The 21,914-nt window shown below is 65.9% G+C and carries 29 protein-coding genes; 5 read left to right on the forward strand and 24 right to left on the reverse strand.

The features are described 5' to 3' along the window. From flgH to flgB, 7 genes are read right to left on the reverse strand one after another with little or no spacing between them, the layout of a single operon-like run. Nucleotides 1-684 (reverse strand): flagellar basal body L-ring protein FlgH, encoded by a 684-nt coding sequence (gene flgH, locus AC56LY_RS02315; protein WP_499576212.1) that lies wholly within the window; start codon nt 682-684, stop codon nt 1-3. Further along, a complete protein-coding gene (flgG, locus tag AC56LY_RS02320) occupies nt 684-1,469 on the reverse strand; it encodes a flagellar basal-body rod protein FlgG (RefSeq protein WP_183549500.1) in 786 nt (261 codons plus the stop codon). The genes flgH and flgG overlap by 1 nt, the downstream gene beginning before the upstream one ends. Nucleotides 1,470-1,497: 28 nt before the next feature. Continuing rightward, on the reverse strand, nt 1,498-2,223 hold the full coding sequence (locus AC56LY_RS02325) for a flagellar basal body rod protein FlgF (RefSeq protein WP_499576214.1): 726 nt from the start codon (nt 2,221-2,223) through the stop codon (nt 1,498-1,500). 10 nt (nt 2,224-2,233) lie between these two features. Beyond that, on the reverse strand, nt 2,234-3,424 hold the full coding sequence (locus AC56LY_RS02330; protein ID WP_499576216.1) for a flagellar hook protein FlgE: 1,191 nt from the start codon (nt 3,422-3,424) through the stop codon (nt 2,234-2,236). A gap of 11 nt (nt 3,425-3,435) precedes the next feature. Continuing rightward, nucleotides 3,436-4,137 (reverse strand): flagellar hook capping FlgD N-terminal domain-containing protein, encoded by a 702-nt coding sequence (locus tag AC56LY_RS02335; RefSeq protein ID WP_499576217.1) that lies wholly within the window; start codon nt 4,135-4,137, stop codon nt 3,436-3,438. Between the two features lie 2 nt (nt 4,138-4,139). After that, nucleotides 4,140-4,544 (reverse strand): flagellar basal body rod protein FlgC, encoded by a 405-nt coding sequence (gene flgC, locus AC56LY_RS02340; RefSeq protein ID WP_499576218.1) that lies wholly within the window; start codon nt 4,542-4,544, stop codon nt 4,140-4,142. Between the two features lie 18 nt (nt 4,545-4,562). Next, nucleotides 4,563-4,922: a flagellar basal body rod protein FlgB gene (gene flgB, locus AC56LY_RS02345; RefSeq protein ID WP_499576219.1), complete on the reverse strand. Its 360-nt coding sequence runs from the start codon at nt 4,920-4,922 to the stop codon at nt 4,563-4,565. Between the two features lie 206 nt (nt 4,923-5,128). On the opposite strand from flgB, the gene flgA reads away from it, so the two are divergent. Beyond that, entirely contained in the window at nt 5,129-5,698 is a 570-nt protein-coding gene (flgA, locus tag AC56LY_RS02350; protein WP_499576220.1) for a flagellar basal body P-ring formation chaperone FlgA, read from the forward strand. A gap of 16 nt (nt 5,699-5,714) precedes the next feature. On the opposite strand, the gene AC56LY_RS02355 is transcribed toward flgA, so the two are convergent. Genes AC56LY_RS02355 through fliE form a run of 17 tightly spaced genes read right to left on the reverse strand, consistent with a single transcriptional unit; the run spans nt 5,715 to nt 19,239 of the window. Next, nucleotides 5,715-6,470, reverse strand: a complete 756-nt coding sequence (locus tag AC56LY_RS02355) for a glycoside hydrolase family 73 protein (RefSeq protein WP_499576221.1) — start codon at nt 6,468-6,470, stop codon at nt 5,715-5,717. Continuing rightward, entirely contained in the window at nt 6,457-6,885 is a 429-nt protein-coding gene (flgN, locus tag AC56LY_RS02360) for a flagellar export chaperone FlgN (protein WP_499576224.1), read from the reverse strand. Before flgN ends, AC56LY_RS02355 begins: the two co-directional genes overlap by 14 nt. 2 nt (nt 6,886-6,887) lie before the next feature. Continuing rightward, nucleotides 6,888-7,160, reverse strand: a complete 273-nt coding sequence (flgM, locus tag AC56LY_RS02365; RefSeq protein WP_499576226.1) for a flagellar biosynthesis anti-sigma factor FlgM — start codon at nt 7,158-7,160, stop codon at nt 6,888-6,890. A gap of 29 nt (nt 7,161-7,189) precedes the next feature. Then, nucleotides 7,190-8,167 carry a flagellar motor protein MotB gene (locus AC56LY_RS02370; RefSeq protein ID WP_499576229.1) on the reverse strand — a complete coding sequence of 326 codons (978 nt, stop codon included), beginning with the start codon at nt 8,165-8,167 and terminating at the stop codon, nt 7,190-7,192. A 3-nt stretch (nt 8,168-8,170) separates the two neighbouring features. Continuing rightward, the gene (motA, locus tag AC56LY_RS02375) at nt 8,171-9,082 is read right to left on the reverse strand and encodes a flagellar motor stator protein MotA (protein WP_258836336.1); all 912 of its coding nucleotides are present in this window, start codon (nt 9,080-9,082) and stop codon (nt 8,171-8,173) included. 34 nt (nt 9,083-9,116) lie between these two features. Next, on the reverse strand, nt 9,117-9,845 hold the full coding sequence (locus AC56LY_RS02380; protein WP_499581919.1) for a FliA/WhiG family RNA polymerase sigma factor: 729 nt from the start codon (nt 9,843-9,845) through the stop codon (nt 9,117-9,119). 34 nt (nt 9,846-9,879) lie between these two features. Then, a complete protein-coding gene (locus AC56LY_RS02385) occupies nt 9,880-10,329 on the reverse strand; it encodes a flagellar basal body-associated FliL family protein (RefSeq protein WP_499576231.1) in 450 nt (149 codons plus the stop codon). A gap of 10 nt (nt 10,330-10,339) precedes the next feature. Further along, complete coding sequence (locus AC56LY_RS02390; protein ID WP_499576233.1) at nt 10,340-11,560, reverse strand: flagellar hook-length control protein FliK; 1,221 nt, start codon at nt 11,558-11,560, stop codon at nt 10,340-10,342. A 20-nt stretch (nt 11,561-11,580) separates the two neighbouring features. Then, complete coding sequence (locus tag AC56LY_RS02395; RefSeq protein WP_499576235.1) at nt 11,581-11,898, reverse strand: hypothetical protein; 318 nt, start codon at nt 11,896-11,898, stop codon at nt 11,581-11,583. Continuing rightward, the gene (gene fliS / locus AC56LY_RS02400) at nt 11,891-12,280 is read right to left on the reverse strand and encodes a flagellar export chaperone FliS (protein WP_183549548.1); all 390 of its coding nucleotides are present in this window, start codon (nt 12,278-12,280) and stop codon (nt 11,891-11,893) included. The genes AC56LY_RS02395 and fliS overlap by 8 nt, the downstream gene beginning before the upstream one ends. Before the next feature lie 31 nt (nt 12,281-12,311). Then, nucleotides 12,312-13,766: a flagellar filament capping protein FliD gene (fliD, locus tag AC56LY_RS02405; protein ID WP_499576240.1), complete on the reverse strand. Its 1,455-nt coding sequence runs from the start codon at nt 13,764-13,766 to the stop codon at nt 12,312-12,314. Further along, nucleotides 13,729-14,175 carry a flagellar FliJ family protein gene (locus AC56LY_RS02410; RefSeq protein ID WP_499576245.1) on the reverse strand — a complete coding sequence of 149 codons (447 nt, stop codon included), beginning with the start codon at nt 14,173-14,175 and terminating at the stop codon, nt 13,729-13,731. The genes fliD and AC56LY_RS02410 overlap by 38 nt, the downstream gene beginning before the upstream one ends. Beyond that, complete coding sequence (gene fliI / locus AC56LY_RS02415; protein ID WP_499576249.1) at nt 14,172-15,500, reverse strand: flagellar protein export ATPase FliI; 1,329 nt, start codon at nt 15,498-15,500, stop codon at nt 14,172-14,174. Before fliI ends, AC56LY_RS02410 begins: the two co-directional genes overlap by 4 nt. Beyond that, nucleotides 15,497-16,183, reverse strand: a complete 687-nt coding sequence (fliH, locus tag AC56LY_RS02420; protein ID WP_499576254.1) for a flagellar assembly protein FliH — start codon at nt 16,181-16,183, stop codon at nt 15,497-15,499. The genes fliI and fliH overlap by 4 nt, the downstream gene beginning before the upstream one ends. Further along, nucleotides 16,180-17,208 (reverse strand): FliG C-terminal domain-containing protein, encoded by a 1,029-nt coding sequence (locus AC56LY_RS02425; RefSeq protein ID WP_499576257.1) that lies wholly within the window; start codon nt 17,206-17,208, stop codon nt 16,180-16,182. Before AC56LY_RS02425 ends, fliH begins: the two co-directional genes overlap by 4 nt. Further along, a complete protein-coding gene (gene fliF / locus AC56LY_RS02430; RefSeq protein ID WP_499576260.1) occupies nt 17,192-18,865 on the reverse strand; it encodes a flagellar basal-body MS-ring/collar protein FliF in 1,674 nt (557 codons plus the stop codon). Before fliF ends, AC56LY_RS02425 begins: the two co-directional genes overlap by 17 nt. Before the next feature lie 23 nt (nt 18,866-18,888). Further along, complete coding sequence (gene fliE, locus AC56LY_RS02435; RefSeq protein WP_499576262.1) at nt 18,889-19,239, reverse strand: flagellar hook-basal body complex protein FliE; 351 nt, start codon at nt 19,237-19,239, stop codon at nt 18,889-18,891. Nucleotides 19,240-19,554: 315 nt separating this feature from the next. Between fliE and AC56LY_RS02440 the strand changes: the two genes are divergently transcribed. The 4 genes from AC56LY_RS02440 to fliQ are packed head-to-tail and all read left to right on the forward strand — an operon-like array spanning nt 19,555 to nt 21,910. Continuing rightward, nucleotides 19,555-20,475, forward strand: coding sequence for a FliM/FliN family flagellar motor switch protein (locus AC56LY_RS02440; RefSeq protein ID WP_499576265.1), 921 nt, complete (start codon nt 19,555-19,557; stop codon nt 20,473-20,475). Nucleotides 20,476-20,480: 5 nt separating this feature from the next. Then, complete coding sequence (locus AC56LY_RS02445) at nt 20,481-20,831, forward strand: FliM/FliN family flagellar motor switch protein (protein ID WP_499581920.1); 351 nt, start codon at nt 20,481-20,483, stop codon at nt 20,829-20,831. Beyond that, nucleotides 20,831-21,607: a flagellar type III secretion system pore protein FliP gene (fliP, locus tag AC56LY_RS02450; RefSeq protein WP_499581922.1), complete on the forward strand. Its 777-nt coding sequence runs from the start codon at nt 20,831-20,833 to the stop codon at nt 21,605-21,607. The genes AC56LY_RS02445 and fliP overlap by 1 nt, the downstream gene beginning before the upstream one ends. A 33-nt stretch (nt 21,608-21,640) precedes the next feature. Continuing rightward, nucleotides 21,641-21,910, forward strand: a complete 270-nt coding sequence (fliQ, locus tag AC56LY_RS02455) for a flagellar biosynthesis protein FliQ (protein ID WP_343024566.1) — start codon at nt 21,641-21,643, stop codon at nt 21,908-21,910. Nucleotides 21,911-21,914: the final 4 nt, after the last annotated feature.

Consider the following 21,914-nt stretch of genomic DNA (forward strand, 5'->3'; position numbering starts at 1 on the left):
TCAGAACGGCATCAGGGGGCTGTTGAAAAAGCGCGTCAGCCAGCCCGGCGTGTTGGCCTCGGCCAGTGCGCCGCGGGCGGAGTAGGCGATGCGGGCATTGGCCACCCGCAGCGACGAGACGCGGTTGTCGGTATCGATGTCGGCGGCGCGCACAAAGCCTTTCAGGCGCACGAACTCTTCGCCCTGGTTCAGCATCAGGTTCTTTTCGCCGGCCACGCGCAGCAGACCGTTGGGCAGCACTTCCTGCACGATCACGGTCAGGGCGCCGGACAGCGCATTTTGCTGGGTGCTGGTGGCGTCGCCCTCGAAATCGCGGTCGGCCGAAATGTCGATTCCGGTCTTGCCGTAGACCTTGCCGAGCGCAGCCAGCGGCGAGATGCCGATCGACGAACCCTTCGAGATGCTGGTGCCGGCGCGCTTGCTCGCCTGCGTGGTCTCTTGCAGGATCACGGTGACGGCGTCACCCACGCGGTAGGCGCGGCTGTCGGACGTGAGCGAGACCGTATCGGCCGTGAACACGCCACCCGACAGGCCGGCGCGCACCGGGCGCTGCAGTGGCATGGCGTCGTCGTCGGCCAGCGACACCGGCATCGGCGACGAGCAGCCGGCCAGGACCAGCCCGCATAGTGCGGCAGCAAGCGCGCGGGCAAGCGCGTTGGCAGGCGGAATGGCAACGGTATGCATCAGCGTGCTGCCGCCGCCAGGGTCTGCAGCATATTGTCGGCGGCCGACAGCACCTTGGTGTTCATTTCGTAGGTGCGCTGGGCCGCAATCATGTCGACCATCTCTTCGACGACCTGCACGTTCGAGCCTTCCAGCGAGCCTTGCTTGAGCTTGCCGAATGCGGCGTCGCCCGGGCGGCCTTCGTTGGCCGCGCCGCTGGCAGCGGTTTCCTGGAACAGGTTGTCGCCCAGTGCAAGCAGGCCCGTCGGGTTGATGAAGGCGGTCAGGTTCAGCTGGCCAATTTCCTGCGGCGCCGGCTGGCCTGCGATCGTCACCGAGACGACGCCGTTCTCGCCGATGGTCACACCGGCAGCGTTTTGCGGAATCGTGATCTGCGGGACGATCGGCAAACCCTGGGCATTGGTCAGCGTGCCGTTGGCGTCGACCTGCAACTGGCCGGCGCGGGTGTAGGCCGGTTCGCCGTTGGGACGGCGCACCTGCAGGAAACCGGCGCCGGAGATGGCGACGTCGAGCGGCTGGCTGGTCTGTTGCAGGCTGCCGTTGGTGAACGCCTTCTGGGTGCCGACCACGCGCACGCCATTACCGAGCTGCACGCCATTGCTGACGGTGTTATCGGCATTCTGGGCACCCGGCTGCGCATCGACCTGATAGAACAGGTCTTCGAACACGACGCGATCGCGCTTGAAGCCGACGGTGTTGACGTTGGCCAGGTTGTTGGCGATGGCCTGCAGCTTGGCGTCTTGCGCCTGTACACCGGTCTTGCTGATCCACATTGCTGGATTCATGGTTGCTCCCTGTTAGGTTGTGCCGGCGTCAGGCGCCGAGCAGTCGGTTGCCCGATTCGTTCATGCTGTCGCTGGCCTTGAACATCTTCATCTGCATCTCGAAGCTGCGGTTCAGGGCCATCACGGCGACCATTTCTTCCACTGCCGAGACGTTGCTGCCTTCGAGCACGCGGCTGCGCACATTGATGTTCTGGTCGGCCGCGAGCGGCTCGCCGCTGCGCGCCACGATCAGGCCGGCCTCGTTTTTGGTCAGTTCGGCTCCTTCGGCGCCCACCAGCCGCAGCCGGTCGACGACCTGGGTGACGGTGCCGCCTTCGGGCATGACCGAGATCGTGCCGTCGTTGGCGATGTCGACCGCGGTATGAGGCGGCAGCACGATCGCGCCGCCTTCGCCCATCAGAGGGCGGCCGGCGACCGACAGCGCGCCGTTGGCATCGATGTCGATGGCGCCGCTGCGGGTGTAGGCTTCGCCGCCATTCCATTCGACCGCCAGATAGCCGTTGCCGGCGACCGCCACGTCGAGCGGACGACCGGTTTCGCGCACGGTGCCGGTGCGGGTGGAAATCGCATCGGCTTGTGAGCGCGACTGGTGCACGCTGTCGTAGCCGTAGCCGCCCAGCGACTGCGCCGACGCCAGCTCGATATTGGCGCGAAAGCCCGGCGTGTCGGCATTGGCCAGGTTGTTGGCCCGCACCTGCTGCGCGCGCAGCGTGCGTTCGGCGCCGCTGACGGCGGTAAAGATGAGCTTATCCATGGCGCGGTGCTTACAGTGCCTGCATCAGCGACTGCATCATCTGGTTCTCGGCGGTGATCACCTTCGAGTTCGCCTGATAATTGCGCTGCGACGTCATCAGGCCGACCAGTTCCGACGTGATGTCGACGTTCGAGCCTTCCAGCACGCCCTTGGACAGCTTGCCGCCCAGGCCGACGCCCGGCGTCGTGTACAGCGGCGCGCCCGAGCTGGCGTTCGCGATCCAGGCAGTATCGCTGACCGACACCAGGCTGCCTTCGTCCGGGAAGGTGGCGATGGCGATCGTGCCGACGACCTGCTGCTGCTCGTTGCTGTACTTGGCCACGATCGAACCGTTCTCGGCCAGCTCGACGCCGACAAAGGTGCCCGACGCATAGCCGTCCGCGCGGTTGGTGGTGTTGGTCGCTTCGCCGGCGAACTTGGACGTGCCGGTGTAGTCGAAGTTGAAGGTCATGTCGGCGGCGCCCGCAGCGGCGCCCGGGATGGTCAGGGCCGGGCCGGTCGTCGACGCCGGCAGGATCTGGCCATTGGTGCCGAAGTTCATGGCGAAGCCGGCGCCGGCCGGCGCAGCGCCATCGAGGCTGTAATGCACGGTCACGGTGTCGGCATCGGTCTTGACGAAATACTGCGATACCGTGTGCTGCGTGCCGAGCGAATCGTAGACCACCGACTGCTTGACCATATTGTAGGTATTGCCGTCGGTCGCATTGAAGGCCGCCGCCGGGGTTTTCCAGTCGCCCGACATATTGCCGGCGTAGCTCACCTTGGTGCTGGCCACGGCCGGGATCTGGCCGGTCGGGATGGCGATGTCGCCCATCGTGCCGAGCGCGCCGCCGGTGGTCGGGCCATAGCCCTGGACTTTCTTGCCGGTCGAATCGACGAGCAGGCCGTCGGCGTTGGTCGAGAAGATGCCCACGCGCGAGTACGACACGACGCCCTGCGCATCGCGGCTGGTAAAGAAGCCGCGTCCCTGGATGGCAGCGTCCATGCCGCGCCCGGTGCTCGACAGGCTGCCGTTCTGGCTGATGTTCTGCGTCAGCGACTGCACCTGCACACCGTTGGCCTGGTCACCCGCATAGATCGACGCGAAGTTGGCGCGGCTGCTCTTGAAGCCGTAGGTGCCGGCGTTGGCAATATTGTTCGACAGCGTCGTGAGCTGTTCGTTGATGGCCTGAATGCCCGACAGGGCGATATTGAAGCTCATGGCATATCCTTTTAATTGAACGTAACGGGCGCATCGGCGCCGGTGGTCTTGCCGTTGAAACCCGTGATCCAGCCCGGCTCGACATCACCGATGCCGGCCACCTGCATGACTATGCCGCCAGTGGACGACAGGCGCACGCTGTTCAAGCGCCCGTCGATCTCCACGGCTGGCTTGGTGCCGTCCGACGCTTCGGCAGCAACGCTATATTTGCCCGCTGGCAGGCCAAGTTTGGCCGGGTCGATCGTGAAAGGCTGCGCGCCCGCGGCATGCGGCGGCAATTCGACCCGTGTCTGTGTTCCGGTGGCGCCGGTGAGCACCAGGTGGGTCAGGCTGCTGGCCCCGCCCAGCTGGACGGTGCCCTGCAGCGGGGTCTCGCCCAGTTGCACTCGGCTCGTCTCGACCGACACCTGGTTGCCGACCTGGCCGCCCATGGCCAGCACCTGCAGGCTTTGCAGCATGGTGGCGCTGGCAGCGGTGGTCTGGGTCATGTTTTCCAGCGCTTCGGTCTGCGACAGCTGCGAGAGCTGGTTGACGAATGTGGCTGGATCGGACGGCGCCAGCGGATCCTGGTTGCGGATCTGCGCGACCAGGAGCTTGGTGAACATGTCCTTGTTGGCGCTGACCGGGCTGGCGGCCGGGGCGACGGCATTGCTGCCCGTGCTGCCGTTCGCGTTGCCATTCAGGCCGAATGCATTCGAGGTGGTGGTGACCATGATCAGCTTTCTCCCATGCGCATCAGCGACTGCTGCATCGACTTGATGCGGTCCATGACCTCGACATTGGTCTCGAAGGCGCGCGAGGCGGCCATCATGTCGGCCATTTCGGCCACTTCATTGACGTTGGCATAAAACACCATGCCGTCGGCATCGGCCAGCGGATTGTCGGGTTCGTGCATGCGGCGCAGCGGCGCGCTCGACTCGACCACGTCGAGCACCTGCACGCTGGCGGTGCCGGCGTCGCCCACCATCGCGGCGAACACGGGCTTGCGCGCACGGTAGGCATCCGCTTCGGTGCCCGCGACGGCATTCGCGTTGGCCAGGTTGCTGGCGATCGTGTTCATGCGCACGGTCTGGGCCGCCATGGCCGAACCTGCGATCTGTGAAATATCCTTGAATCCCATGCGATGCTCCTATTGGTCTTATTGACCCGTGATGACTTTGTTCAGACCGCGCAACTTCATGTTGATGAAGGTGAGGCTGGTCTGGAAGTCGGACGCGTTCTGCGAAAACGCTGCCTGCTCGACGCCGATTTCGACGGTGTTGCCGTCGGCGCTGGCCTGGTACGGGACGCGGTACAGCGGGCCGTCGGCCGACAGGGTCGGCATGCCGTCCTCGCTATCGAGCTGGTCCTGCAATGCACTGGCGAAATCGATGTCGCGGGCGGTGTAGCCCGGCGTGCTTTCGTTGGCGATGTTGGCGGCCAGGACGCGGGTGCGTTCAGCGCGCAGCTGGAGCGCATCGGCGTGGACGCCCAGCGCGTCCTTGAAATTGATCGACATGGCGATTCTCCGGTGAAGTGCAGTGGGATTGGTTAGAATGGTTATTTCCGCCTGACCAACATTGTCCACCTATGGATTTCCGTAAGGCAATACTGATTATTGTAACCTGTGTGTTGTGCACCACAGCATGGTCAGCGCAAACTCTTTCCGCACAGATACAACAGATTGCGCGTGATGAGCTCGAAAAAGTCGCTGCCGCCAGTGGTTTGAGCGAACCGGAGTTCGACCTGACCGTCGTCAGCAGCCGGCCGGCGCCGGCCTGCAGCGTCGCCCCCGCCATCGAGGCGGTCGACACGCGCCAGCCGGCCCGCATGCGCTTTGTCGCCCGTTGCCCGGACGGCACTGGCTGGCGCCATGAATTCATCGTGCGCGCGCGGGTGTCGGCCATGGTGGCGGTGGCCAGTGCGCCGTTGTCTGCCAATACGGTGCTTGGCGAGACCGACGTCGCGCTCGAGCGGCGCGACATCACCAATATCGCGGATCCGGTCGGGGTGCTGGCCAATGTCGTCGGCCAGTCGAGCCGGCGCAGCCTGCGTGCAGGCGACGTGCTGCGTGCTGGCAGCCTGGCCGCGCCGGTCGTCGTCAAGCGCGGGGATGGCGTGATGATGGTCGCGCGCCAGGACGGCATCGAAGTGAGCATGGCCGGCGAAGCGCTCGACGCCGGCGCGCGCGGCGCCGTGGTCCGGGTCAAGAACGGCGCCAGCGGCCAGGTGGTGCGCATGCGCGTGGTCGGTGCCGGCGCGGTCCAGCCGCTCGACTTGCCGCTCGGCGAATGACGCGTCAAGCCATGCATCAATCGGCCATGCCCTGCAGCTTGCCGGCGATGCGCGCGAGTTTCGACGCGTAGTCGGGATCTGTTGCGTAACCGCCACGCGCCAGTCCCTGCGCGAAGGCCTGTGCGTCGTTGCCCGTGTTGAGCGCGGCCCGGTAGCGGGGATTGTCCAGCAACACGCGGGCATAGTCCTGGAACGCGCTGGCCGCATCCGGGTAAGCACGAAAGCGCTCGCGGGTGGTCAGCGCCGCGCCGTTCACGTATTCGGTGGTGGTCGAGTCGCCCGTCGCGCCGTTCCAGCGCGGGCCGGCCTTGATGCCGAACAGGTTGTGGCTGCTCGCACCGCCCTCGACCCGCAGCGGCCGCTGGCCCCAGCCCGACTCGAGGGCCGCGTGGGCCTGGACCAGCTCCGGCGCCACGCCCAGCTGCTGCGCCGCCTGGCGCGCCCAGGGCGCGATGCTGTCCAAAAATGCCTGCTGCTGGGGCGGCCTGGCGGCTGCGTTCGGTGCAGTGACGCCATCCGCACCCTCGGTGCCATCCATGATCAGGCCGGTGGCGCGTGCGCGCAGCAGCGCACCTTCGGCGCTCAGCGTGCTGGCAGTGCCACCGTCCGCGTCGCCATGCTGGATGTAGGCGGTCACTTCACTGGCGACATCGTTCAACAGGCTGCCAAACCCCGTGCCCCCACCGGTTGCGGCGGTCGGGCGAGTTGCGCTCGTTGCGAGCGTCGCTGCGGTTGGCGCGGTGGCGCGGGTTGTCAGGTCAACGTGGCGCATACAACTGCTCCTCGCCGTGCAGCACGCGCTGCATGATCCCGTGCTGTTCGGCCATTAGCTGGCCGTTGCGCAGCGTTGCATCCTTGCAGGCGCGCACCGTCTGTTCGAGCGCCTGCCAGGCTGCCTCGAAGGCGGCGCGCGGCGCCGGCGCCAGTGTCGCGCTGTATTGCGCCATCGTTCCCTGCGGCCCCAGCAGTGCGCGCACCAGCGTCACGCGCTGCTGGCGGCGCGCTTCCATGGCCTCGAGCAGCGGGGTGAGTTCGTCGGCCAGCGTGCTCAGCTCGGCACTGCGGTGGCGCACGGCGGCGTCGAACTGGCGTTCGAGCAGCATCAGGATGGTGGCTGCCTCGTTGACGTCCTGGGTGACGCCGTCGGCAAGCAGCGCGTTGGCCTGGCTGCGGGTGAGGGTGGCCATGCTTAGCGTCCCGAGTGGAATTTTTGAATCAGGCCGGCCAGGCGCCCGGCATCGAACGGCAGCTCGCCGCGTGCAAGCGCCTCGCGCAGTTCGGCCACGCGCACCGCGTCGAAGTCCGGCATGGCGCTGAGCGCATCGGCGGCCGGCTGCAGCACCGCCGACTGCAGGGCGGCTGCCGGTGCTGCCGATGCTTCGGTCTGAACCGGTACCGACACCGCACCGGCGCCGGGCGTCACGGTGGTGATGGCGGACGACGATGCGCCGGAGATTTTCATGCGGTTACCTCGTGATTTGGTATTGATTGTCATGGCGATGTCGGCAGCTGGCCGCGCAGTGTCTCGAGTGCCGCCGCGTCGGGCAGGCTGACGGTGGCGCCTGCACTGGCGTTGCCAACCAGTGCCTTGCCCGCTGGTGCGCCGGCGGCCGGCGCGCCGAACATGCCGGCCACCGCGCGCGATTGCGCGCCCGTCAGGATCAACAGTTCGATGCGGCGGTTCTTGCCGTCGAGCGGCTGCTCGGGGTGCAGCGGGCCGCGATCGGCCATGCCCACCACCTGCAGCACGGTGTCGGTGCGCATGCCACCGGTGAGCAGCTGGGCCCGCGCCGACAGTGCGCGGTCGGTCGACAGCGCCCAGTTCGAGTACGCGCCGCGATCGATGCCGGCGTAGCGGCTGGAATCGGTATGGCCGACGATCAGCATCTGGTTGCGCATCCGGGCGAACAGCGGTCCCATCTTTTGCAGCAGGCGCGCGAAGCGGCCGGTGGGCAGGGCGCTGCCGCGCATGAACATGCCCTGCTTGTCGGTGTCGTGCAGCATCACGCGCAATCCGTACGGTGTGACGACGGTGGCCAGGTTCGGGGCCAGTCCGGCTTCCACCGACAGTTCGGTCAGGGCCTTTGACAGTGCGGTGAGGTCGGCCGGGGTTTCATAGCCCACCTTCGGCGCGCCCGCATCGCCCCCGCTGCCCGGATTGCCAGGGCCGCCACTACCCGAGTGCGGCACCGGGAAGCGTTCGATCAGGCTGCCACTTGGTTCGCTGGCGATGGCCGGCTTCTGGCCCTGGCCTTCGAGCATGCCGCTCTCGGTTGCCTCGCTGATGATGGCTTTCAGGTTCTGCTGCTCGCGCGAGGCGATCAGCCACAGCACCAGGAACAGGGCCATCAGCGCCAGGCAGAAGTCGGCGAACGCGACTTTCCAGGCACCGCCATGCTCGTCATGCTGATGCTTGCCGCCACCGCGCTTGACGATGGTCGATTCGTGTTTGTCGTTCGTTTTCGACACGTGTTACCCCGTCATGCGGTCGGCGGCGCGCCGGCGCTTGTTCTGCGATTCGTCTTCGCCGCCCATCGCGTTGATCCACTGTTCAAGCTGGGCAAAGCTGGGTTTGGTATTCAGCTGGATCAGGCGGCGCCCGGCGTCGATCGCCAGCAGGGCCGGCTTGCCGGCCACGTGGGTGCACAGCACGACCTTGACGGTTTCCATCGTCGAGGCGTCCGAGTTGACCGTTTGCTTCATCAGGTTGGCCAGCGGCTCGAGCACGCCGTAGCAGGCGAAGATGCCGATGAAGGTGCCGACCATGGCCGCGCCGATCTTTTCGGCGATCTCGCCCGAATCGGCGCCGCCCGAGACCGAGTACATCGCCATCACGATGCCCAGCACCGCGGCCAGGATGCCAAATCCTGGCATTGCTTCGGCGATCTTTTGCAGCGACTTGGCCGGTTGCGTCAGCTCTTCGTGGATAGCTTCGAGCTCCTGCTCGAGCACGCCTTCGAGCTCGTGCGCGTTGATCTTGCCCATCGCCATCAGGCGGAAGTTATCGACGATGAAGGCCAGCAGTTTGGTCTCATCGAGGATCGCCGGATAGCGCTGGAACAGCGGGCTTTCGGCAGGCGCCTCGACGTGCGCATCCAGTGCCTTCAGGCCGCCGGCCGCCGTCTGCAGCAGTTCGTACATCAGGAGCAGCAGCTGGCGCTGAAACTCCGAGTCGTGCTTCTTGCGCGCCGCCACCTTCTTGAGCTGGTGGCCCAGTTCGGCCAGGACGTGCTTCGGGTTGCCGAGCACCAGCGCGCCGAGGGCAGCGCCGCCGATGATCAACAGCTCGATCGGGTGGAAGATCGAGGTGAAGGTGCCGCCCATCAGGGTGAAGCCCCCGAAGACGGCGCCGAGCACGATGGCGATACCGAGTAATTGCTGCATGACGTGTGCCTTTCTGGCGGTTTCTTTGTTGAGTTCAGTCGCGCCGCAGCGCAGTGTTCATTTTTGCCAGCGCGCTCTTGTTGAGCTGGCAGACACGCGCGTCGGACAGGTCGAGCACGGCGGCGATTTCCTTGTAGCTCAGTTCGAACTCGTAGATCATCTGGATCACGCGCTGTTCTTTTTCGTTCAGTTTGGCCAGCGCCTGTTCCAGGCTGCGCCGCACCATGTAGGCGTCTTCGGGGCCGGGCGTGTGGTTCTCGGCGCCGACCGCTTCCTGCAGGACTTCGTCAAAGCTGAGCATCTCTTCGGCACTCTCGGCCAGCAGATACTGCTGGTAGTCGTCCAGGCTCAGGCCCAGCGCGTTCGCCGCTTCCGGTTCGCTTGGCTCGCGACCCAGGCTGCGCGTGAGTGCGCGCAACGCGTCGCGCTGGCGGTGGCTGTCCTGGCGCACGGCGCGCGGGCGCCAGTCCTGGCGCCGCAATTCGTCCAGGATCGCGCCGCGCACGCGCAGCGCGGCGTAGCTCGAGAACCCGGTGTCGGGCGCGCCATAGCGGCGCAGCGCCTCCAGCAGGCCCATCAGGCCGATCTGTTCCATGTCCTCGCGCCCCATCGCCCCCGAGACCTGGCTGCCGAGCTGGCGCGCGATGCGCTTGACCAGCGGCGCGTACGCCAGCAGGTGACGCGACTCGTCCTGCGGCGACAAGCCGGCACTGGCCACCACCTCGCCATATTCGCTGGCGGCGGCATCGACGTAATCGGTCATGTAGGCCACGGCGTCTCCGGGATCGGGCTGCGTATCACTCGATGATCAGCTTGCCGACCATGACTTCGGAAAACGGCTTGATGTGGTTTTCCTTCGCATAGTTGGCATTGAAGACCTTGTTCAGCTCGGCCGCGTACTGGTCCACCGTCATGCCCGACGCTTCGGCCATCGTGCGGGCCGACAGCGCGGACACCACGATGCTGCGCAGCAGCGGCAATTGTTCCTTGGTGGCTTTTTCGCCCTCGGCCGTGGTGGCCAGGACCAGGTCGACCGACAGGTAATGGGTGGACTGCTCGGCCGGGGCGCGGCGCAGCATGACGATGACCTTGTCCAGCGTGACGTACTTGGTCAGCTTGGTTTCGGGCACCGGCTTGGCCGCCACGGCGGGGCTTGCGGACGTGTTCATGTACCACATCGCGCCGCCAGCGGCGCCCGCCACGACGACGACGGCGGCGACAATTGCAATGATCAGTTTTGCTTTCATGGGGGGCGTGTCAGTTCATCGAGAAAAGGGTGGTGCCGGTGGCGGCTTCGTCATGCAGCGCGCGCCCGGGGGCACGGGCCTGTTCCTGCTCCTGGCGCGAACGGCCCTGGGCATCGGACTGGCCCTGACCCGGGGTCTGGCCACCGGTCTGGGTGCTGGCCTGCATGCGCGGCACATCGCTGACGTTGACCGAGACGCTGCCGTACTGGCGTCCCGCGAGGTCGCTGCGCAGGCTGTCGCTGACGGTGTTCAGCTGGCGCAGCACTTCGCTGTTGGAGGCGGCAATGTGGATTTCGAGGTTGCCGGCACTGTGGCGGATCGCGATCTCGATGCGGCCCAGCATCGGCGGCTCCAGGCGGATCGTGGCCTGCTCGATGTTGCGGCCAAGCTGGATCTGGAGCCGTTCGCCCAGTGCTTCGTGCAGGTTCTGGCGCCATGCGGTCGGCGGTCCGGCCAGCACGATGCTGTCGGCGCTGCGCGCGTTCGCCGTCTGGCTGGCGGTAGCGTTCACGGCAGCGCCCGGCGTGATCGGGGTGGCGTCCACGGATTCTGGTGCAGCCTGCTCAAAGGTGCGTGCGGCGACAGGTGCTGCCGCCGCAGCCTGCTCGGGCCGTGCCGTTGCCGGCGCGGCGGCGACCGGCGGCAGCTCGGCGGACGCCGGCGTTGCCCGTACACCGGCTGCGCCTGGCGGCAATGCCGGTGCTGCGCCACTGGCCTGGATGGCCGGTGCGGCGTCTGCGGAGCCGGCAGCCGGCGTGGCCGATTCCCCGTCGCCGCGGTGTGCGTCACGCATGGCCAGCATCATGGCCGGCAGCGTCACTGGCATCATCATTGGCACCATCGTCGGCGCCATGGCAGCCAACATGGTCTCGGGCGCCACGGTTGGTTCGATGGCGTCGGCGTGGTCGGGCAAAGCGGCTTCGAGCGCTGGCGCATCGTCGTCATGCGGTACGGCGTCTGCGTCAGCGGTAACGATCTCCAGGGGCGCTACATCGGCTTCCCGCGCGCTGTCGAGCGCCACCCAGTGGCCGAACGGCAGCGCAGCAGGATGCGTGACCGGCGCCTGACCCGGTGCCCCGGTTGGGGCGGCGCCCGCGCCGTCGGGCAGGGCGTCCGGCTTGACTGCGGTGTCCCCGTTCAGGGCCTGGGGTGCGCCGGTTCTGGCGGCCGACGGCGCGTCGTTGCCGGCCACGGTGGCCAGCTTGCCAAGCGCATTGCTGGCAGAATTCATGGCGGTGTTCATCGCAAGGTTCATCGGGCAGTCTCACATGGTTCGAGTTCGCCCACGAGGGCGTAGGCCATCCAGCCTTCTTTATTGCTTCCCATCTCATCCAGGCGCACCTGCAGCGTGTCGGCAGCGCCAGCACATGCGCGCACGGCGCCGTCGTGGGCCGCGCGCAGCCGGGCCAGCGCGGCGCGCTCGGGCACGCTCCAGGCGCCGCTTGTGGCCAGCAGCGTCAATTGCGGCGCCAGCTCGCGTACAGCCAGTTCCAGCAGATCCCAGTTCGCCGCCGTGCTGGCGCCCTGCAGGCGCTTCGCAAGGCGGTCGATGGCGCTTGTCCTATCCATTGCGGTCCTGGATGCCTTTCCAGCCTTGCCGGATGGTGCTTAGCACGCGGGTTACCTCGTCCACCATGGCCGGATCGAGCTTGATGCCGGCGCGGTGCAGGTGGTTGGCACAGAATTCATACACACGCGCCAGGTTGGTCACGGTGTCGCCGCCGCCCTCGAAATCGAGCGAGCCGGAAAGACCGTTGATGATTTCGAGGCACTTGTCGATGCTGATGGCTTTCTGCTCGTAGCGGCGGGCCACGATATGGGCGCGCGCGCGCGCCAGCTCGTCGAGCAGGCCGTCGGTCAGCAGCAGCACCAGCTCGACCGGCGAGGCACGCGAGGTCTGTGTGTCGAGGTTGACGGCGTGGTAGCCGTCGTAGGCGTTTTGATAGGACATGGCGATATTGGTTTGTCTGTGTGCGAATGGATCAGTCGTCTTTGCCGAACAGGGCATCGAACAGCGATACGTTTTGATTCATGACGCTTTGAATGCTCTGCAATTGGGTGAATTGCGCCAGATAGCGCTGGTAGGCAACGTCGTACTGCTTGTCGATCAGCGCTTCACGGGCTCCCAGTGTTGATTGCAACTCCTCGGTCGCTGCTTTGCGCTTGCCGATCTGGCCTGACGATACGTCGTTCCAGCTTTTCAGATAGGTGTTGAGCTCATTGGCAATGCCGCTGGCGCCAGCCGCCGATGTGGAGCCGATGAGCTTGTCGAGGCCGTTGGGCGTGAGTGCCAGCTGGGCCGTCAGCCGGTCGGCGCGCAATTCGAGGGTGCCGTCCTTGCTTGCGATGATGCCGAACGAGGCCAGGCTGGCGCTGCCTGCAGGGCGCAGCAGGCTGACCAGACGGTCGTGCAGCGCACGTACACCGCTGTCGGCGGCGAAGGCGCCGGCCGCGGTGCCACTGGTAGGGTTGCCTGGGTAAATCAGCTTTGAAAGACCCGTTTTCAGGGTATTGTAGGCTGTGATGAAGGCCTGAACATTGGCCGTCGTTGTTGCGTTGTTGACGCCGGTAGTGATCGTGACCGGTGCGGTGCCAGAGGCCTGGGCCTTGTTGAATGTGATGGTCAGGCCATCGATATTCTGGAACGTGTTGCTGGCTTGTTTGATCGGGGTGCCGCTCTCCGCGCCGATGTGAACGATCGCATCCTGCGCCTTGCTCAGCGTGCGCACGTTGGCGGGCTCATTGGCCTTGGCCAGGCTCGTCGCTTTGCCCATGCTGGCGGTGTTGATCGAGATTTCAGCATTCTCACCGGTGCTCTTGCTGCTCAGAACCAGCTCCGATGTGGCGCCGGTCGTGATGACCGAGGCCGTGATCTTGCCCAGGTTCATCGGCGCGGCATTAATCGCGGCCGCGAGTTCGCGCGGGCTCAGGACCCCGTCGATATCGCTGTCTGCCGCGGCCAGATCGACCTTGAAGGCTTCGCTGCCGCCCATGCTAATACTGAGGTCGCCAGTGGCCGCGGTGTCGTTTGTCAGTCCGGCGAACGCGACTTGGCTGGGCGTGGCAAGCTGCTTGACGAAAAACGCATAGGTGCCGGCCGGCGCATCGGCCCTTGCAGTGCCGGAACCGATTGCACTATCGCTGAACGTGACGGACTGTGCGTACAGCGTCTTGCCGGTGCCTGTGAGTGCGGCAAGACTGGTCTGGAACGATGTGATCGTTGCGCCGAGTTCGCTCAAGCCACGTTCGGCGGCCTCCGCCTGCTTTGTCTGGGTCGCGATCATCTCGCGGCGCGAGGCCACGTACTTGTCGGCCAGTGCGCTCGCCGTGCTGATCGGGTCGTAGGTCGGTGCAGTAATCACTGATGCCATGGTGTTCTCCTTGGGTGCTCGTTGCAGCTCATGCCGTCCGTCCTGCCATCCACGATTGGTTGGCAATCTCGTCGTCGCGTTTTTTCATCAATCGGTCTGTGTCGCGTGCCTGCGCACCTTGTTCGCGCGCCAGCACCTTGCCCAGCAGTTCGCGGCCGACCCAGGCATCCTTGAGCCGGGTCTGCGAGACCGCCATGTTCGCCTGGTGCAGCGACAGGTCGATCCGGTGGCTGTCGGCCAGCGCCATCACGCCCTGCTTGTAGGCGCCGCAGTTCAGCGCCATGGCCGGATTGACCTGCAGCGCCGCGCCCGATGCGCCGCTGCCGTGCGTCAGCGCCGTCAGGCGATCCAGGTTGTTCTGGTAGCGCACCCGGGTCGCTTCCTGGCTGGCCAGGTCGGCTTCCAGGCGTTCGACCTGAGTCGAACGGAGTTGCACCAGGGTGCCCAGGCTGCGGATGGTCGTCGAACGTGTCATGCCATGATCGCTTTCAGGGCGTCGATGCAATTGTCGATGGGCGCGCCTTCGCGTGTGCCCTGGCACAGGAACGCATCGATATGCGGTTGCAGCTGCACCGCGCGGTCGGTCTCGGGGTCGGCGCCCGGCACATACGCGCCCAGCGGAATCAGGTCGCGCACGCGTGCGTGGCGCGCCAGGGCCGCCTTGAGCTTGCGCGCGGCCAGCGTGTGTTCCGGCGTGACCACCTGCGCCATGCAGCGCGAAATCGATTGCGCAACGTCGATCGCCGGATAGTGGCCGCGCTCGGCCAGTTCGCGCGTGAGCACGATGTGGCCATCCAGGATCGCGCGCGCCGAGTCGACCACCGGATCCTGCTGGTCGTCGCCTTCGGCCAGCACCGTGTAGATCGCGCTCATGCTGCCTTGCGGGTTCTCGCCGTTGCCGGCCGATTCCACCAGTTGCGGCATGTTCGAAAACACCGACGGCGGATAGCCGCGCGTGGCCGGCGGCTCGCCCAGCGACAGCGCCACTTCGCGCAGCGCCATCGCGTAGCGGGTCAGCGAATCGCACAGCAGCAGCACGTTCTGGCCGCGGTCGCGGAAATGCGCCGCGACCGCATGACACAGCTCGGTCGCCATCACGCGCATCAGCGGGCTTTCGTCGGCCGGCGCGACGACGAGAACGGCGCGCTTCAGGCCTTCGGGGCCGAGCGAGCGCTCGACGAATTCGCGCACCTCGCGATTGCGCTCGCCGATCAGGCCAACCACGACCACATCGGCCACGGTCTGGCGCGTGATCAGGCCCAGCAGCACCGATTTGCCGACGCCCGAGCCGGCCATCAGGCCGACGCGCTGGCCCTTGCCGATCGTGAGCATCGCATTGATGGCGCGTACGCCCACGTCGAGCGGTTCGTCCACCGGGGTTTTTTTCAGCGGATTCACGCGCGGCGGGGCAGGGGCAAGTGGCTGGTCGCCACCGAGGCGGCCCAGGCCGTCGATCGGTTCGCCCAGGCCGTTGACCATGCGGCCCATCCAGCTTGGGCCGATCATGAGGTCGCCCTTGTCCGTCGCCGGCAGCACGCGCGCGCCGGTGGCCAGGCCGGTCGCCTTTTTGAACGGCATCAGATACGAGACCTTGTCGCGAAAGCCGACCACCTGCGCATCGAGCCATTCGCCATCGACGGTCTCGATGCGGCAGCGCTGGCCTGTGTGCAGGCGGCAGCCGCTCGCTTCCAGCAGCAGCCCCTGGGCGCCGACCAGGCGCCCGGTGGGTGTGGCCACCGGCACGGCGCCCAGTTCGACGGCGCGCAGCGAGTCGGCGAGTGAATGCGCCAACCCCGTCATGCCTGCTCTCCTTCGCCGAGCAACTGCTGATGCACCTGTTCCATGACGGCCGTCAGGCGCCCCTGGCAACCGGCATCGACTTCATGGTCGCCCGAACGCACGCGGCATTCGCCGGCGTCGAGCGCCGGGTCGGGCAGGATGGTCCACTTCTTGGCGCGCTTCGGATCGAGCTCCAGCACGCGGCGCAGTTCTTCCGGATTCATGAACACTTCGACCTGATCGCGCGACGGCGGCATCACGGCCAGCGCTTCCTCGACCAGCGAGAGCAGCTGCACCGGCTGCAGCGCCAGTTCGGCGCGGATTACCTGGCGCGCGATCTTGCCCACCAGGTCGACCACTTCGGTACGCTGCGCGGCGCGCAGGTCGGTCTTGAGTTTCTTGAGGCTCTTGAGCATCGCGTCGACCGGCTTGGCCAGTTGTTCGAAACTCTCGAGCGCCATCGCGCGGCCTTCCTCGAGACCCCGTTCGAGGCCCTCGATCTTGCCGGATGCAATACCGTCGGCGCGGCCCTGGTCCAGGCCCACCTCGTACCCGTCACGCTGGCCCTGGCGATAGCCGTCGGCCAGCGCGCTTTGCCACTCGTCGGCGGCATTGCCACCGGCCGCGCCGGCGGATGCACCGGCAGGGCGCGCCGCGCTGAACTGGTGCAGCGGCGGAAAGTGATAAGCGCGAAACGGTTTCATTCGGCAGTCGCCTCGGCAAACAGCTGGATGTCGATTTCGCCGGCGTCGGCCAGTTCCTTGACTGTGGTCATGATCTCGCGGCGGGTCTGCTCGATGCGCGACATCGGCACCGGCCCGGAGCGACGCATCAGGTCTTCGAAGCTTTGCGCCTGGCGGCGCGGCATCGCGGCCAGGATGGCGTCGCGCAGCGGCGCTTCGGCGCCTTTCAGCGCGATGGCCCACTGTTCCAGCGGCACGTCGTCGAGCAGGCGCGAGATGACCTGTTCGGTCTGGCGCGACAGGATGAAGAAGTCGTACATCGACATTTCGATCTGCGAGACGACCGCAGGATCGTGGGCGCGCAGCAGTTCGACCATGCCGGCGCGGTTGTCCTGCAGGCGGTTGAGGATGTCGGCGACCTGGCGCACGCCTTCGACGCTGGCGCTCTGCGTGTCGAGCGCGGCCAGGCAGCGGCCCACCAGTTCTTCGAGTTCGTGCAGCACGTCGCGGTCGATCTCGTCCAGGCGCGCCATGTTCAGCAGCACCAGTTCGCGGCCTTCTACCGGTAGTGCTTCGAGGATCTGCGAAGCCAGCGCGGGTGGCAGGAAGGCCAGGAACACGGCCTGCATCTGCACGTGCTCGCTCGAGACGAATTCGGCCAGCCACTTCGGCGACGCGTACTGCAGGCGCGCCATTTTCGGGCGGATCGCATCGCCGTAGATCGAATTGAGCACGCTGTTGGCGATGTCGCTGCCCAGCGCCAGGTCGAGCGAACGCTTCAGGTAGCTGCGCGAGGCGCCGTGCAGGCCGCTTTGCTGGCGGTAGTCGTCGAAGAAGCTCTGCAGCGCCGATTTGACGGTGTCGACCTTGATGCCGCTCATGCGCGACATGACCTGGGTCAGCTCCATCAGTTCGTCGCGCTCGAGGCAGCGCAGCACGGCCGCAGCCTGCTCTTCACCGATCGACAGCAGCACGATGGCCGCCTGTTCGACCGGGCTCAGACCGGCCTCGAGTTCGCCGTCTTCCACGTTATTCAGTTCGGCCATGTTTTTTCTGTACCCATTGTTTGACGACTTCGGCGACGCGCTCCGGCTCTTTGGCCGCCAGCACTTTCAGGTGATCGACCATGACGTCGACCGGCGAGCCGGACGGTGGCAAGTCATAGTTCTCGAGGAGGGGAATGACGGCGCCCGGGTTGCCCGGCGCCGGCGCTTCAAGCGCCGTCACGCCGGCCGGCAGCGCGGTGAGTGGCGCTGCGGCAGCGCCCGCCAGTGCCGGCGTGGCCGACGTCGGCGACGGCGGCGCCAGGCGCGTGGTGGCAGCGCGCAGCAGCGGCCGGGCCAGCAGGAAGTACGCCAGCACCGCGCCGATGGCCCACAAGGCCCAGCTCGCCATGTCGACGATGTTGTCGCGTTCCTGCCACCATGCCTGTTCGACCGGCGCGGCCGGGAACTTCATGGCCGACACGGCCAGCACGTCGCCCCGTGTGGCGTCGATGCCCAGGCCACCGGCCAGGATTTTCTCGATATTCGTCAGTTCGGCCGGCGTCCAGGCCTTGCCGTCGGCAGCGCTGGTCGTGTTGAGCACGACGGCCACCGACAGTTTTTTCAGGCGGCCGCGTTCGCGCTTGATTTGCGTGATCGCGCGGTCATACGCGTACTGGCGCGTGGTGGCGTTCTTGCGGGCGTTGCCGTCGTCGGCTTTTTCGGCAGGCGCGGCGCCTGCCGCTTCTGCGGTAGCGGGCGCCGGCGGCCGGTTCGACAGCGTGCCCGGCACGCCCATCGCCATCCGGCTCTTTTCCATCTCTTCGCGCATTGCCTCGCTCGTGACCTTCGGCGCTTCGCCGTATTTTTCCTGTGTCTCGTCGACACGGTCGTTGTCCACGGCGGCGGTAACGCTGACCTTGTAGTTGGCCACGCCGAGGATCGGTGCGAGCAGGTCGTTGACGTTGGAGCGCACCTCATCGGCGTGGCGCTTGGCAGCCGTGTCGCCCTGCGCGGCGCCATCGAAGCCGTCGGCCAGGTCGATGCGCGAGGACAGGTAATTGCCGGCCTGGTCGACCAGCGAGACGCGCTGGGGCGAGAGCCCCGCGACGCTGCCCGAGACCAGGTTGACGATGGCGGCGATCTGCTCGTTGCCCAGGCTGCGGCCCGGCTTGACGGCCACCACGACCGACGCCGAGTTGCCATCGGCATTGCCCGTCACGAACGAACTGGTCTTTGCAATGGCCAGGTGCACGCGCGCACTGGCGATCGAATCCATCGCCAGGATACTTTGCGCGAGCTCGCCTTCCAGGCCGCGCCGGAAGCGTACGTCCTGCACGAATTGCGACACGCCCAGCGGGTCGTTACGGTCCATCAGTTCGAGGCCGGCCGGCAGTTGGGCGGTCACGCCCTTGGCCGCGAGCAGCATGCGCACCTTGCCCAGCTGCGACGACGGGACCAGGACCTGGCCGCTGTCCGGATGCACGCGGTAGGGAATCTGTTCGGCTTCCAGCACCGTCATCATGTCGGCGGCGACGACTTTCTCGCGCGCGCCGAAGACCGGCTTGTAGCTCGATTGATCCTGCCACATGAACATCATGACGGCAGCCGTGACCGCCATGGCCAGGCCAAGCATCAGCGGCAGGTTATTGCGCAGCAGCGGCGGCAGCGCGGGCAGCGCGAGCTTGCCGCTGAAGGAGGACTTGAGGGAGGAGAGCACGTGAGCGTCGCTTGTCGAAGAAATCAGATCGGGAGCTTGAGCAGTTCATCGACTGCGCCCATCACTTTGTTGCGTACTTGCATCAGCATCGAGAACGAGAGGCTGGCTTCCTGGCTGGCCAGCATGGCCCCGACCAGGTCGTCGCTCTTGCCGGTTTCGACCGCCGTAACGCGGGCACTTGCAGCCTGGTCCTGGGCATCGACGCCGGCGATGGCGCTTTGCATGGCCTGGGTAAATGAAAACGCTTCGGCGCCGCCCGTTGGCGCGCCGAGCCCGGCAAACGAAGCCGAGGCAGGGTTGATCGCCAAACGGCTTGCGTCATTGCTCAGTTGTGCAAGATCAGCGCGGATCAGGCCAGCAAGTTCATTTGCCATCGTGGTTCCTTGAGGAAGTATTGTTGTTCATCAGCGACAAAATTTAACAACCTTTTAGTAATTTCTTCGCTGAAATTTGTTAAATCGGAGGCTGGTGCGGTGTGGATTTGTATGCACGGTGACCTGTCGCGCCTAGGCAAGTTACCCCTGACATTCACTCTGCAGAGGGCAGATGGTGCAATGCAGTGACTCAATATTACCGTAGGGCAAATGATAAATCAAAGCGATATGTCAAAGTTGCGGCGTTTGAACTCGCTGTATAATTATTGCTGTGCGGAATCAAAACAATGTGACATTAACTTTCGGTAAAGACAGATGGCAATTAATCAACTTGACCGACGGCGTGACCACCAGGTGCTCGACCCATGCTTGCTTGGGCGTCCGGTGCATCTGCTGCCGGCGTTCGCTGCCGGACTGGCCGAGGCGATTGGTAGCGAAATGGCATCACCCGGGGGGCGCCGGCACTGGGGCGCCTACCGCCTGGAGCAGCTGTCGTTCGAACGGGCGCCCGAGCAGCCCGGATTACGCTGGTTGGGAGTAAGTGGCCACTACGGCGTGGCTGCCGTTGCCTTCGAGCGCAGCCTGCTGTTGGGCCTGCTGGAAGGGCGGTACGCACGCCATCAGCCAACGGTTTCTGCTGCAACGCAGCAAAATCCCGTGATGGAGCGTGTTACGGCCACGGAAGAACGGCTCGCCGCCACGCTGGCCCAGCTACTGGCCAGCCTGCTCGATGCCCGCGTGGCCGAGGGCCTGGCCAGGGTGGACGGCGCGCCCGCGCCACTGCGCGCAGTCGCTGGCGCTGCTGTCGTGCCGGCAAGCGCGCCTGGCAAGACCGGATGGGTGCTGCGCGCTGTGCTGCGCGCCCAGTACGGCCGGCGCGATACCGATGAGCCGACCCAGGCCGCGCCGGAAGGGCAGATCTGGATTGGGCTCGACCACGCCTTGATGGCCTGCGTGCTGCAGGGCATCAAGGCCGACCGTGGCGCCGTGCGCGCGGCAGGGGGTGCGCGCATGCCGCGCGAACCGCTGGCCTCGCGCCTCGAAGTCAAGCTCGAGGGCTGCCTGGTGAGCAAGGAAGTCACGCTCGCCACGCTGTTTGGTCTGCAGATCGGCGACGTGATCCCGGTATCGGTCGGTCGCGCCGATGTATTGCTGGACAACTCCCGCCTGTTCACCGCCTCGGTGGCGGAGCACAAGGGCAAGCTGTGTTTAACCTCATTTGAAGATGCCGAATAATGGACATGAATCTCAACGAGCAACTGAGTGGCGACGTCATCATTGACGATCTGGACGGCCAGGATGCATTGCAAGTCGCCGCCGGTCGCAGCGGCGCCCGCCAGCTGCCGCAGATGATGCGGCGCATCCCGGTCACGCTGACCCTTGAAGTCGGTTCGGTGCGCATCTCGCTGCAGGAACTGATGGATATCGGCCCGTCGTCGGTGCTGCCGCTCGATTCGCTGGCCGGCGAACCGCTGGTCATCAAGGTCAACGGTACGCCGATCGGTCGCGCCGAAGTGGTCGTCGCGGGCGAGCAGTACGGTCTGAAGGTGATCGACCTCGAAGGTCTGAACCTGGACATTCTCGCGCCATGATGTGTATTACCGGGGGCGTCAGGGCCCGCGCCCCTGCGCTTCTGTCGGCGCTGTTGGTGGGATTGTTGATTGCCGTTCCGGCGGCCGCCCAGAACCAGGACCTGCTGGCCGGCGTGCTGCCCGGCGCCACGTCCACCAGCGCCGGCATGAGCGTCAAGTCGCAGATTCTGGTGCTCATGACGCTGCTCGGGCTGCTGCCCGTGATGGTCATGATGATGACCTGCTTCACGCGCTTCGTGATCGTGCTGTCGCTGCTGCGCCAGGCCCTCGGTCTGCAGCAGGGCCTGCCCACCCGGATCATCACCGGCATCGCCCTGATCCTGACCATCCTCGTCATGCGCCCCGTGGGCGAGCAGGTCTGGACCCAGGCATTCCTGCCGTACGACCAGGACAAGATCGGCCTCGAGACGGCGCTGCGTATCGCTGAGCAGCCCATCTCGCGCTTCATGCTGGCCCAGACCAGCAAGGCGTCGCTGGCGCAGGTCGCGCGACTGGCCGGCGAGTCGACGGCCCAGCCGCCGCAGCAGCACAGCTTCCCGGTCAAGCTGGCAGCGTTCGTGCTGTCCGAACTGAAGACGGCGTTCCAGATCGGGGCGATGCTGTTCATCCCGTTTTTGATCATCGACCTGGTGGTTTCGTCGGTACTGATGGCGATGGGCATGATGATGCTCTCGCCCCTTGTCATTTCCCTGCCATTCAAGCTGCTGCTGTTCGTGCTGGTCGATGGCTGGACGCTCACGGTGAGCACACTGGTTGGCAGCATCCATGCGTACTGACACTGACCACCGCGTCGCCGCAGGAGACTGGCAATGACGCCCGATATCGCCGTCGACCTCGTGGTCGAGGCACTGCAGATCGTCATGCTGATGGTAATGGTACTGGTGATCCCGGGCCTCTTGGTCGGCCTGCTGGTCGCACTGGTGCAGGCGGCCACGCAGATCAACGAACAGACGCTGAGTTTCCTGCCGCGCCTGCTCGTCACGCTGCTGGCCGTGATCCTGGCGGGGCACTGGTTGACGTCGACGCTGATGGATTACTGCGTCTCGGTGTTCCAGCGCGCAGCCACGCTCGTCGGCTAGGGCA

The organism is Telluria sp. ZT3P25 (assembly GCF_059685895.1).

Excerpts from the sequence above, each read along its gene's own strand:
- flgH (WP_499576212.1), bottom strand. The coding sequence starts at position 684 with ATGCATACCGTTGCCATTCCGCCTGCCAACGCGCTTGCCCGCGCGCTT.
- flgG (WP_183549500.1), bottom strand. The coding sequence starts at position 1,469 with ATGAATCCAGCAATGTGGATCAGCAAGACCGGTGTACAGGCGCAAGAC.
- AC56LY_RS02325 (WP_499576214.1), bottom strand. The coding sequence starts at position 2,223 with ATGGATAAGCTCATCTTTACCGCCGTCAGCGGCGCCGAACGCACGCTG.
- AC56LY_RS02330 (WP_499576216.1), bottom strand. The coding sequence starts at position 3,424 with ATGAGCTTCAATATCGCCCTGTCGGGCATTCAGGCCATCAACGAACAG.
- AC56LY_RS02335 (WP_499576217.1), bottom strand. The coding sequence starts at position 4,137 with ATGGTCACCACCACCTCGAATGCATTCGGCCTGAATGGCAACGCGAAC.
- flgC (WP_499576218.1), bottom strand. The coding sequence starts at position 4,544 with ATGGGATTCAAGGATATTTCACAGATCGCAGGTTCGGCCATGGCGGCC.
- flgB (WP_499576219.1), bottom strand. The coding sequence starts at position 4,922 with ATGTCGATCAATTTCAAGGACGCGCTGGGCGTCCACGCCGATGCGCTC.
- AC56LY_RS02355 (WP_499576221.1), bottom strand. The coding sequence starts at position 6,470 with ATGCGCCACGTTGACCTGACAACCCGCGCCACCGCGCCAACCGCAGCG.
- flgN (WP_499576224.1), bottom strand. The coding sequence starts at position 6,885 with ATGGCCACCCTCACCCGCAGCCAGGCCAACGCGCTGCTTGCCGACGGC.
- flgM (WP_499576226.1), bottom strand. The coding sequence starts at position 7,160 with ATGAAAATCTCCGGCGCATCGTCGTCCGCCATCACCACCGTGACGCCC.
- motA (WP_258836336.1), bottom strand. The coding sequence starts at position 9,082 with ATGCAGCAATTACTCGGTATCGCCATCGTGCTCGGCGCCGTCTTCGGG.
- AC56LY_RS02380 (WP_499581919.1), bottom strand. The coding sequence starts at position 9,845 with ATGACCGATTACGTCGATGCCGCCGCCAGCGAATATGGCGAGGTGGTG.
- AC56LY_RS02385 (WP_499576231.1), bottom strand. The coding sequence starts at position 10,329 with ATGAAAGCAAAACTGATCATTGCAATTGTCGCCGCCGTCGTCGTCGTG.
- AC56LY_RS02390 (WP_499576233.1), bottom strand. The coding sequence starts at position 11,560 with ATGAATTCTGCCAGCAATGCGCTTGGCAAGCTGGCCACCGTGGCCGGC.
- AC56LY_RS02395 (WP_499576235.1), bottom strand. The coding sequence starts at position 11,898 with ATGGATAGGACAAGCGCCATCGACCGCCTTGCGAAGCGCCTGCAGGGC.
- fliS (WP_183549548.1), bottom strand. The coding sequence starts at position 12,280 with ATGTCCTATCAAAACGCCTACGACGGCTACCACGCCGTCAACCTCGAC.
- AC56LY_RS02410 (WP_499576245.1), bottom strand. The coding sequence starts at position 14,175 with ATGACACGTTCGACGACCATCCGCAGCCTGGGCACCCTGGTGCAACTC.
- fliI (WP_499576249.1), bottom strand. The coding sequence starts at position 15,500 with ATGACGGGGTTGGCGCATTCACTCGCCGACTCGCTGCGCGCCGTCGAA.
- fliH (WP_499576254.1), bottom strand. The coding sequence starts at position 16,183 with ATGAAACCGTTTCGCGCTTATCACTTTCCGCCGCTGCACCAGTTCAGC.
- AC56LY_RS02425 (WP_499576257.1), bottom strand. The coding sequence starts at position 17,208 with ATGGCCGAACTGAATAACGTGGAAGACGGCGAACTCGAGGCCGGTCTG.
- fliE (WP_499576262.1), bottom strand. The coding sequence starts at position 19,239 with ATGGCAAATGAACTTGCTGGCCTGATCCGCGCTGATCTTGCACAACTG.
- AC56LY_RS02440 (WP_499576265.1), top strand. The coding sequence starts at position 19,555 with ATGGCAATTAATCAACTTGACCGACGGCGTGACCACCAGGTGCTCGAC.
- AC56LY_RS02445 (WP_499581920.1), top strand. The coding sequence starts at position 20,481 with ATGAATCTCAACGAGCAACTGAGTGGCGACGTCATCATTGACGATCTG.
- fliP (WP_499581922.1), top strand. The coding sequence starts at position 20,831 with ATGTGTATTACCGGGGGCGTCAGGGCCCGCGCCCCTGCGCTTCTGTCG.
- fliQ (WP_343024566.1), top strand. The coding sequence starts at position 21,641 with ATGACGCCCGATATCGCCGTCGACCTCGTGGTCGAGGCACTGCAGATC.